Here is a 10467-nt window from a genome sequence, read left to right on the forward strand (position 1 = left end):
GGCCCGGCGGGCTGATCCGCCGGGTTTCCAGCCTGGAGATATTCGCAATGGTTCTGATCCAGTTCGTCAACGGGCTCATGGAAGGCATGACGCTTTTCCTGATCGCATCCGGCCTGACACTCATTTTCGGCGTATCCCGCATCATCAATTTCGCGCACGGCTCACTCTACATGCTCGGCGCATTCCTGACCTATGAACTCGTGCAGATCCTCGCGCCCGGCACGCTGTGGGGCTTCTTCGCCTCTGTCATCGTCGGTGCCGCGATCGTGTCGCTGATCGGCGTGCTGTTCGAAGTCACGGCGCTGCGCCGCATCTATGGCGCCGATGGACTGATGCAGCTTATCGTGACCATCGCGCTCGTTCTGATCGTGCGGGATGTGGTGCGCATGATCTGGGGCCCGAACAGCATCACGGTGCCCATGCCGGATGCGCTGGCAGGCGCCATCGTCATCGGCGAAAACTATTTCCCGCTCTTTCCCATCGTCGTCTTTGCCGCCGGTCTCGTGATCGTGCTGGCGATGATCTGGGTCATCTATTTCACCCGCGCCGGCATCCTGCTCCGGGCCGGCACCGATGATCGCGGCATGGCGGCGCTGCTTGGCATCAACGAGCGGATGATCTTCACCGCCGTCTTTGCTGCCGGCGCGTTCCTTGCGGGGCTCGCGGGCGGGCTGTCCGCGCCCTATGGCGAGGTCAATCACCTGCTCGATACCACCGTCATAGTCTCGGCCTTCATCGTCTGCGTCATCGGCGGGCTCGGCAATCTCTATGGCGCGCTGGCCGGCGCACTGGTCGTCGGTATCACCAAGGCCATGGGCGTCATGTATTTCCCGCGGCTCTCGATGGTGCTGATCTTTCTCATCATGGCTGCGGTTCTGATCGGCCGTTCGCTCGGTCGTCAGGGAGGATCGGCCCGATGAACGCGCCTGCTCATCCCACCGAACTCTCGCGTCGCTGGTCGTCGCTTTCGGGCATCGATATCAACTGGAAGCTGGTCATTCCGGCGCTCATCCTGGCAGAAGTCATAAACCGCACGACGGGCGCCAGCACCACGACGCTTCTGACCGAGATCATCATTTTCGCGCTCTTCGCCTCGTCGCTCAATCTTCTCATGAGCTTCGGCCACATGGTGTCCTTCGGCCATTCCGCCTATTTCGGGCTGGGTGCCTACGGGTTCACGCTGGCCGTCACCAAGGCGGGGCTGCCGCTGGAGGCCGCCGTCCTCCTCGGGCCGCTCGTTGCGGCTCTCGGCGGCCTCCTGTTCGGCGCGCTTTGCGTCCGACTGACTGAAATCTACTTCGCCATGCTGACGCTTGCCTGCGCACAGATCACCTATACCGTGCTGTTCCAGTGGTATGATTTCACCGGCGGCGATACCGGCATCACGGGCTTCATGGCGCCGCGCTTCGGCCTTTCGGGGCAGAATTTCGCCAGCCTGACGCTGGCGGTCGTCACCCTCTCGCTGTTTGCGCTGTGGTGGATCGTGCGTTCACCGCTCGGCCTGTCCATCCGCGCCGCCGGTCAGGACCGGTTTCGCGCGGAAGCACTGGGGCTGACGGTGCGCCGCGTGCAGTTGACGGCCTTCGTCATCGCCGCCTTCTTCGCGGGCATTGCCGGCATGCTCTATGCCGTGCTGCACGGTTCGGCCTTCCCGGATTACGCCGGCCTCGGCCTGACGCTCGACAGTCTCATCATGGTCGTGCTTGGCGGTCTGAACAGCTTTGCCGGCGGCATCTGGGGGGCGATCATCTACAAGCTGCTCGGGGCTTTCGTACCCTCGCTGGTGCATGAATGGGAACTGGTGCTCGGCCTCATCCTGCTCGTGATCGTTCTGACCGCTCCGAAGGGCTTTGCCGGCCTCATCGCCCGCCTGGGCCTCGACCGTAAGGGAGGCCGCTGATGGACCCCATTCTTTCCGCCCGCAATATCCGCAAGCGTTACGGCGCGTTCCTGGCGTTGAAGGACGTAACCTTCGATCTGCCGAGGGGCGAACGCCATGCGCTGATTGGCCCGAACGGTGCCGGCAAATCCACCTTCATCGCCTGTGTGGCCGGTCAGCTTCCGGGCGTCGAGGGCAAGATGATCTTCCGGGGAGAGGACATTACGGCGCTGACACCCGCAAGCCTCGCGAAAAAGGGCATTGGCCGCACCTTCCAGATCAGCCGCGCCTTCCTGCAGATGACCGTGATGGAAAACATCATGGCGGCCGTGGTGATCGCATCCGGCCGCTGGACGAGCCTGTCGCGGGGACTTTATCGCGACAATCTCGAAAAGGCCTTCGGGCTTCTGGAAACGGTCAAACTGGATGACCGGGCCGCCGCCCGGGTTGCCGATCTGTCGCTCGGCGATCGCAAACGGCTGGAATTCGGCATGGCGCTCGCCGGCGATCCGGAACTGCTGCTGCTCGATGAGCCGACGGCGGGCATGAGCATCAAGGAGCGTCACTACCTCATGGAAATGGTGGCGACCCGCATGGAGGAAACCGGCAAGACACTGCTTTTCGTGGAACACGACATCGACGTGGTGATGAAGATCGCCCAGCGCGTCACCGTCATGGCGCGCGGTGCGGTGCTGGTGGTTGGCACGCCGGCGGAGATCGCCGCCAATGAAGAGGTGCAGGCCATCTATCTCGGAGGCCATCACTGATGACGGCGATGCTTTCCATTTCCAATCTCCATGCCTCCTATGGCAAGGCCGAGGCGCTGCATGGCATCGATCTCACGGTCGAGACGGGCGAGGTCGTCTGCCTCATCGGGCGAAACGGTGTCGGCAAGTCATCGACGATGAAATCCATCGTGCGCGACCAGATCACCGTGACGGGTGGCGAGGTCGTCTTTGACGGTGCGTCGCTGGCCGGTCTTCGCCCCTATGAGGTCGTGCGCCGCGGTGTTGGCTACGTGCCGGAAGACCGCCGCGTCTTTGCCTCGCTTTCGGTGCTGGAAAACCTGCGCGTGCCGCGTCCGGTTTCCGCCGGCGACCGGCGCAACTGGAACGTCGAGCAGGTCTTCGAACTCTTCCCGCAGCTTTACGATTACCGCCACCGCAAGGCGGGCGTCATGAGTGGCGGCGAACAGCAGATGCTTTCGATTGCCCGCTCGCTCATCACCTGCCCGAAGCTTCTGCTGCTCGATGAGCCGCATGAGGGGCTTGCCCCGAAGATCGCCGAGGAAGTTGTCACCGCCATTGCCGCGCTGAAGCGGGAAGGCGTGTCGATGGTGATTTCCGAGCAGGCGCTCAACACGATCCGCCGCTGTGCCGACCGCGTCTACGTGGTCGACCGTGGCATGACAGTCTGGAACGGTACCGTGGACGGCTTCTACGCCGACCCGGAGATCGCCCGCAAATATCTGATGGTCAGCTAAGGACCGGGAGGACACATGACCGCTACGATTTTCGACACCGAAGAACTCTCCGCACTGCGCGACATGGCGCGCAAGTTCGCGACGGAAAAGCTTGCGCCGCGCTATCAGGCACGGGAAAAGGCCGGTACTTTCGAAAAGGACCTGCTGCGCGAAATGGGATCGCTCGGCCTGATCGCCCCGGAGCTGCCGGAGGAATATGGCGGGCTCGGTGCGGGCAGCATCTATTCCGGTGTCATCATCGAGGAAGTCGGCCGCGCGGATTTCAACGTCGGCTACATCAACATCCTTGCTTCTCTCAACGGCCAGATCATCGCCAATTTCGCCAATGAGGAGTTGCGCCGTCACTGGCTGCCGAAGATCATTTCCGGCGAAGAGGTCGTCTGCATCGCGCTTACAGAACCGCGCGGTGGTTCCGATGCCGCCAATCTCGGCCTGAAGATGGAGCGCGATGGCGACCATTACGTCATCAACGGCGAGAAGACCTCGATTTCCATGGCCGACCAGGCGGCGGGCGCGGTGGTTTTCGCCCGCACCGGCACGGTGGAGGAAAAGGCGCGCGGCATTTCGGCGATCTTCGTGCCGATGGATACGCCCGGGATTTCCACCACGCGCTTCACCGATATCGGTCAGCACGCCATCGGCCGCGGCTCCATCTTCTTCGACAACGTGCGCGTGCCGGCGGAAAACCTGCTGGGCGAGGAAGGCAAGGGCTTTGTTCAGGTGATGCAGGGCTTCGACTTTTCGCGCTCGCTGATCGGTCTCCAGTGCATTGGCACCGCCCGCCAGAGCCTTGACGAGACCTGGGCCTATATCGGTGAACGCAAGGCGTTCGGCAAACCACTGGCCGCCTTCCAGGGCATCACCCACCAGCTTGCGGCCTTCGATACCAAGGTGGAGGCTGCCCGGCTTCTCTCCTACAACGCCTTGTGGCTGAAGGATCAGGGCCTGCCGCACACGGCGGAAGCGGCCATGACCAAATGGTGGCCGCCGCTTCTCGCCTACGAAACGATCCACGCCTGCCTGCTCGTTCACGGTCACGCCGGCTATTCGAACGAACTGCCTTTCGAACAGCGCCTCCGCGATGTGCTGGGCCTGCAGATCGGCGATGGCACGGCCAACATCATGAAGAACATCATCGCCCGCGAGCGGGCTGGACGTGCAGCCGTTGCCGGCTGATTGTGAATACGGGAGGAGGAACCCCATGAAATTCGATGCTATCCTGATGGAACCGCGCCGCGCGCGGATGGAGGCCGAAGGCCACTGGCGCGGCATGACGCTGCTCGACTATTTCGAGGAAAAGCTGGCCGCCAATCCCGATCGCATCACGCTTTCGGCCTATACGGTGGCGGATGGCGCCTGCCGCAACTTCACCTATCGCGAACTCGACCGGCTCTCCGACCTCGCCGCCGTTGGCCTGCACCGGCTGGGACTTGGCAAGGACGATGTGCTTTCGTCCCAGCTTCCGAATGGCTGGGAATTCGTGGTTCTCTATCTCGCCTGCCGCAAGCTCGGCGTCGTCTTCAACCCGGTCATGCCGATCTTCCGCGAGCATGAGCTTTTGTTCATGCTGAAGCATGGTGAGGCCAAGGCGCTGGTGGTGCCGAAGCTGTTCCGCAACTTCGACCACGAGGCGATGGCGGACGGTATGCGCCCGCAATTGCCGGACCTGAAGCACGTCATCGTCATGGGCTCGGGCACGGAGAACGACTTCGAGCGCCTGCTGCTCGATCCCTCTTTCGCGGATGAACCGGATATCGAACGCCTGACCACCGAGCATCGCGGTGATGGCAACGATGTGTGCCAGCTCATCTACACCTCCGGCACCACGGGCGAGCCGAAGGGCGTGATGCACACGGCCAACACCATGTATTCCAACCTCGTGCCCTATGGTGAGCGGCTGCATCTTTCTGCCGACACGCAGCTTCTGATGGCCTCGCCCATGGCACACCAGACCGGCTTCATGTACGGCCTGCTTTTGCCGGTGCAGCTTGGCGCGCGCATGATCCTGATGGACGTGTGGGACAAGACGCTGGCCGCGAAGCTGATTGCCGAGGAAAAGATCAGCTTCACCATGGCCTCCACGCCGTTCCTCATGGACCTCACCAATGCGGTGGAGGAACTCGGCACGGATTCGTCCTCGCTGAAAATCTTTCTCTGCGCCGGCACCGCCATTCCCGGTTCGCTGGTTGAGCGCGCCGGCAAGGTTCTCGGCACCCGGATCATTTCGGCCTGGGGCATGACGGAAAATGGCGCGGTGACCGTAGTCGCCCCGGAGGACGATCCGGAACGCTCGATCAACACCGACGGTTTCGTACTGCCGGGCATGGAGCTGCAGATCCGGGGAACGGATGGCAAGCCGGTGCCGGTTGGCCATGAGGGCGAACTTTATGTGCGTGGTTGCTCGAACTTCGTCGGCTATCTTCGCCGTCCGGAATGGAACAATACGGATGCCGAAGGCTGGTTCGACACGGGCGACATCGCCCGCATGGATGATCGCGGCTATATCCGCATCTGCGGTCGCTCCAAGGACATCATCATTCGCGGGGCGGAAAATATCCCGGTGATCGAGGTGGAGTCGCTGCTCTACAAGCATCCGGCCATCCAGCAGGTGGCGATCGTCGGCTATCCGGACGAGCGTCTGGGAGAGCGGGCCTGCGCCTTCGTCGTTCCGCGCCCGGACAAGAGCTTCGATTTCGCGGAAATGACGCGCTTCCTGAAGGAACTGCATCTGGCCCAGCAATATTTCCCGGAACGGCTGGAAATTCGCGACAAGCTGCCGGCAACGGCCTCGGGCAAGATCCAGAAATTCGCGCTGCGCAATCTGCTGAAGGCGGAGTTCGAGGCCAGGGCGTCATGACGAAGCCGACACGACTGGCAGGCCGCCGCGCCGTTGTCACCGGTGCGGGCGGGCCGATGGGGCGCGCCATCGCCGAACGTCTTCTGGCCGAAGGGCTTGAAGGGCTGGCGCTGACGGATATTTCCGGTACGCGCCTTGCCGCCACGGCGGATGCGCTGTCGGCCGCCCATCCCGAGGTGCGGATCGTGGCGTTGCGCGGCGACGTGACCGTTGCGGCGGAGGCGAAAGCCTTCGCCGGCACGGTGTTCGACACGCTCGGCGGGGCGGACATCCTCGTCAATGTGGTCGGCGGCATTCGCTCTCGCCAGCTTTACACGCCCTTTCTCGAAATGAACGAGGCTCAGTGGAAGGCGACCTTCGACATCAACCTTCTTGGCAATTTTCATCTGGTGCAGGCCTTCGCGCCTGGCATGCTGGAGCGGGGCGAGGGACGGATCATCAACCTATCCTCCATCGTTTTCGGGGCCGAGCCAGGGCAGGTGGACTATGCCGCCGCCAAGGCTGCCGTTGCCTCGATGACCCGCAGCCTTGCGGCGGAATTTGCCCCGGCGGTGACGGTGAACGCAGTCGCGCCCGGCCTGACGCGGACCTCGGTGACAGAGACCATGCCGAAGGAGGAGGGCGACAAGCTGGTGGCTGCGGCCTTCAACCGCCGCATGGCCGAACCCGTCGAGATTGCCGATGCCGTCGCCTTCTTCGCCCTGGAGACGAGCCGCTTCGTGACAGGCGAAATCCTCGCCGTGTCCGGTGGCATTCACCCGCATCTTTGAAACGAACAGGCCCAAGCCATGAGCGTTACCTTCGAAATCCGGACAGGCGCCGCCCTGCTGACCATCGACAACCCGCCCGTCAACGTTACCTCGCAGGCAGTGCGTGCGGCCCTTGCCGCTGCTCTCGACAAGGCTGAAGCCGCCGGCGTTTCCCGCGTGGTGCTGACCGGGGCTGGCAAGACCTTCGTCGCCGGGGCCGATGCGCGCGAATTCAACGCGCCGCCCGTGCCGCCGCATCTGCCGGATATCGTCGCGCGGATCGAAAGCTTTCCCGTGCCGGTTGTTGCCGCCATCAACGGTGCGGCGCTTGGCGGTGGGCTGGAACTGGCGCTTGGCTGCCATGCCCGCATTGCCGCGACCACGGCCACGCTCGGCCTGCCGGAGGTGACGCTGGGCGTCGTGCCCGGTGCCGGCGGCACGCAGCGTCTGCCCCGCCTCATCGGACTTCAGCCGGCGCTCTCGCTGATTGCCGAGGGGCGGGTGATCGGCGCGGCGGAAGCCGAGAAAATGGGGATTGTGGATGTGCTGGCGCACGATCCGGTGGCCGTGGCGCTTTCGTTCGCCCTGCCGCCGCGCCACGCGACGGGAGCCCTGCCGAACCCGGCAGCGGACGATGCGGCGGTGGAGGCGGCCCGCGCTGCCGCCCGCCGCCGCGCTCCCGGCCAGATCGCGCCGCAAAGGGCCATCGATCTTGTCGCGGCTTCCGTGATCCTGCCGCTCGGTGAAGGGCTGGCGCAGGAACGGCTGACCTTTCTCGATCTCAAGACGTCCGATCAGGCAGCAGCGCTGCGCCATATCTTCTTTGCCGAGCGCGCGGCCATGGCGCGCGGAAAGGCGGGTGGGCAGGAGATTTCCCGTGCTGTGGTGGTGGGCGGCGGCACGATGGGCGCTTCCATCGCCTATGCGCTGGCCGGGGCCGGCATCCACGTAGCGCTGGTCGAAGTCAGCCTCGCAGCCCTCGAAAAAGCCCGTACCAATGTCGCGGGTCTCTACGACGAAGCGGTGAAGCGCGGCAAGATAACCGCCGAAGCCGCCGCCAACGAACAGGCCGTGCGCCTGGCCTTTCATGTGGGCTATGACGCGCTGCCGCGCGCCGAGATCGCCATCGAGGCAGCCTTCGAGGACATGACGGTGAAGCGTGCCATTTTCGCCCGTCTCGACGCTGCCTTGCCGGACACGGCGATCCTCGCCACCAACACCTCCTATCTCGACGTCAACGCGGTGATGGAAGGCGTCCGCAATCCATCGCGCGTGCTTGGCCTGCATTTTTTCAGCCCCGCCCATGTCATGAAACTGCTGGAAGTCGTGCGGGCGAAAAACACGTCGGAAGCGACCATGGCCACGGCGCTGAAACTTAGCGCGCGGTTGAAGAAAATCCCTGTGCTTGCCGGCGTATGCGATGGCTTCATCGGCAACCGCATTCTCACCCGCTATCGCCAGACGACCGATCTCATGTTGCTGGAGGGGGCGATGCCCTGGCAGGTGGATGCCGCCATGCGCGGCTTCGGCATGGCCATGGGGCCTTACGAGGTGCAGGACCTTTCCGGCCTCGATATCGCCTATGCGAACCGCAAGCGACTGAAGTGGAAGACGCGGCCCGATATCCGCTATGTGCCGATCGCCGACCGTATCGTTGATGAAACCGGGCGTCTGGGTCGCAAGACCGGCTGCGGCTGGTATGATTATGCCGACGGCAAGGTGACGCCGTCCTCTGTGATCGAGCGCATCGTCATAGAGGAATCCGACCGGGCGGGGCTGGTGCGCCGCGCGTTTACGGATGCGGAAATCGTCGAGCGGGCGGTCACGGCCATGGTCGAGGAGGGCGTTCGCATTCTCGAGGAAGGCATCGCCGAGACCCCCGCCGACATCGATCTGACCATGGTGCATGGCTATGCCTTTCCGCGCTGGCGCGGCGGGCCGATGCACTACGCCGAGCGGCTTGGGTTGTCTGGTTTCCTGAGCCGTATCGAGACCCTCGCCGCCGCCGATCCTGTGTCCTGGCGTGTGCCGGACCTGCTTCGCCGCGCCATCAGCGAGGGCAAGACCCTCGAAGAGCTTTCCGGGAGAATGAAATGACTGAAGCCTATCTCTGCGATTATGTCCGCACTCCCATTGGCCGTTATGGCGGCGCGTTGTCCGCCATGCGGGCCGATGACCTCGCCGCCGTGCCCCTCACGGCCCTTCTTGCCCGCAATCCGGGGCTCGATCCCGCCGCTATCGACGAAGTGTGGCTCGGCTGCGCCAATCAGGCCGGCGAGGATAACCGCAATGTGGCGCGCATGGCGCTGCTGCTGGCCGGTTATCCCGAGGCGGTGCCGGGCGTCACCGTCAACCGGCTTTGCGGTTCGGGTCTGGAGGCGGTTGCAGCCGCAGCCCGTGCCGTCCGGGCAGGGGATATCCAGTTGGCCGTGGCCGGTGGCGTGGAAAGCATGACCCGCGCGCCATTCGTCATGCCGAAGGCGGCGACGGCTTTCGCCCGTACCGCCGAAATCCATGACACCACCATCGGCTGGCGCTTCGTGAACCCGAAGATGAAGGCGCAATACGGTACGGATTCGATGCCAGAAACAGCGCAGAACCTGGCCGATGAACTGGACATTTCCCGTGCCGATCAGGACGATTTCGCGCTGGCCTCGCAGAGGAAGGCGCTTGCCGCACAGGAAAGCGGTCGCCTCGGATTGGAAATCGTGCCGGTTACGGTGCCGGCGGCGCGCGGCGCGAGCGCCACTGTCGGGAAAGACGAACACCCGCGCGAAACGAGCGCCGCGGAATTGGCGAAGCTGCGGCCAATCACCCGGCCCGATGGTTCGGTGACGGCGGGCAATGCATCGGGCGTCAATGACGGGGCCGCTGCACTCATCGTCGCCACGGAAAAGGCGGTGAAGCAATACGGATTGACCCCGCTTGCCCGCATCGTTGCCGGCGCGGCATCCGGCGTCGCCCCGCGTGTCATGGGTGTCGGCCCGGTGCCGGCGGTCAAAAAGCTGGTTGCGCTGTCAGGTGTCGACCTTGATGCAGTGTCGGTCATCGAGCTTAACGAGGCCTTTGCCGCGCAATCGCTGGCCGTTTTGCGCGGTCTAGGGCTGGCCGACGACGATCCGCGCGTCAATCCGAACGGCGGGGCCATCGCGCTCGGCCATCCGCTCGGCATGAGCGGCGCGCGCATCGCCGGTTCGGCGGCGCTGGAACTTTCGCGAGGCAAGGGTCGCTACGGCCTTGCCACCATGTGCATCGGCGTCGGGCAGGGCGCAGCCCTTCTGCTTGAACGCGTCTGAACTGAGGAGAACGAGATGAGGATATTGGTTCCGGTCAAACGCGTGGCCGACTACAACGTTAAGATCCGTGTGAAGACGGATGGCAGTGGCGTTGAGTTGGCGAATGTTAAGATGTCGATGAACCCGTTTGACGAGATTGCGGTGGAAGAGGCGCTGCGTTTGAAGGAAGCGGGCAAGGCGGCGGAAGTGGTTGCGGTGTCGAT

General features: G+C 63.9%; 9 protein-coding genes and 1 pseudogene. All 10 read left to right on the plus strand.

Features of this window, described 5'->3' with window-relative positions; translation table 11 throughout:
• The first annotated feature begins 47 nt into the window (after window positions 1-47).
• Window positions 48-920 (plus strand): branched-chain amino acid ABC transporter permease, encoded by an 873-nt coding sequence (locus tag GGQ66_RS09605; protein ID WP_183791840.1) that lies wholly within the window; start codon window positions 48-50, stop codon window positions 918-920.
• Window positions 917-1900 carry a branched-chain amino acid ABC transporter permease gene (locus GGQ66_RS09610; protein WP_183791842.1) on the plus strand — a complete coding sequence of 328 codons (984 nt, stop codon included), beginning with the start codon at window positions 917-919 and terminating at the stop codon, window positions 1898-1900. The genes GGQ66_RS09605 and GGQ66_RS09610 overlap by 4 nt, the downstream gene beginning before the upstream one ends.
• On the plus strand, window positions 1900-2646 hold the full coding sequence (locus GGQ66_RS09615; RefSeq protein ID WP_183791898.1) for an ABC transporter ATP-binding protein: 747 nt from the start codon (window positions 1900-1902) through the stop codon (window positions 2644-2646). The genes GGQ66_RS09610 and GGQ66_RS09615 overlap by 1 nt, the downstream gene beginning before the upstream one ends.
• Window positions 2646-3362, plus strand: a complete 717-nt coding sequence (locus GGQ66_RS09620; RefSeq protein WP_183791844.1) for an ABC transporter ATP-binding protein — start codon at window positions 2646-2648, stop codon at window positions 3360-3362. Before GGQ66_RS09615 ends, GGQ66_RS09620 begins: the two co-directional genes overlap by 1 nt.
• A gap of 15 nt (window positions 3363-3377) precedes the next feature.
• Entirely contained in the window at window positions 3378-4538 is a 1161-nt protein-coding gene (gene aliB, locus GGQ66_RS09625; protein ID WP_183791846.1) for a cyclohexanecarboxyl-CoA dehydrogenase, read from the plus strand.
• A 25-nt stretch (window positions 4539-4563) separates the two neighbouring features.
• Window positions 4564-6219, plus strand: a complete 1656-nt coding sequence (locus GGQ66_RS09630) for a cyclohexanecarboxylate-CoA ligase (RefSeq protein ID WP_183791848.1) — start codon at window positions 4564-4566, stop codon at window positions 6217-6219.
• Window positions 6216-6989 carry an SDR family NAD(P)-dependent oxidoreductase gene (locus tag GGQ66_RS09635; protein WP_183791850.1) on the plus strand — a complete coding sequence of 258 codons (774 nt, stop codon included), beginning with the start codon at window positions 6216-6218 and terminating at the stop codon, window positions 6987-6989. The genes GGQ66_RS09630 and GGQ66_RS09635 overlap by 4 nt, the downstream gene beginning before the upstream one ends.
• Window positions 6990-7007: 18 nt before the next feature.
• Complete coding sequence (locus GGQ66_RS09640) at window positions 7008-9065, plus strand: 3-hydroxyacyl-CoA dehydrogenase NAD-binding domain-containing protein (RefSeq protein ID WP_183791853.1); 2058 nt, start codon at window positions 7008-7010, stop codon at window positions 9063-9065.
• Window positions 9062-10264, plus strand: a complete 1203-nt coding sequence (gene pcaF / locus GGQ66_RS09645; protein ID WP_183791855.1) for a 3-oxoadipyl-CoA thiolase — start codon at window positions 9062-9064, stop codon at window positions 10262-10264. Before GGQ66_RS09640 ends, pcaF begins: the two co-directional genes overlap by 4 nt.
• 15 nt (window positions 10265-10279) lie before the next feature.
• Window positions 10280-10467: pseudogene (locus GGQ66_RS09650) on the plus strand (electron transfer flavoprotein subunit beta/FixA family protein); the annotation flags it as partial.

Source organism: Allorhizobium borbori, from assembly GCF_014196535.1.
Lineage (GTDB): Bacteria > Pseudomonadota > Alphaproteobacteria > Rhizobiales > Rhizobiaceae > Ectorhizobium > Ectorhizobium borbori.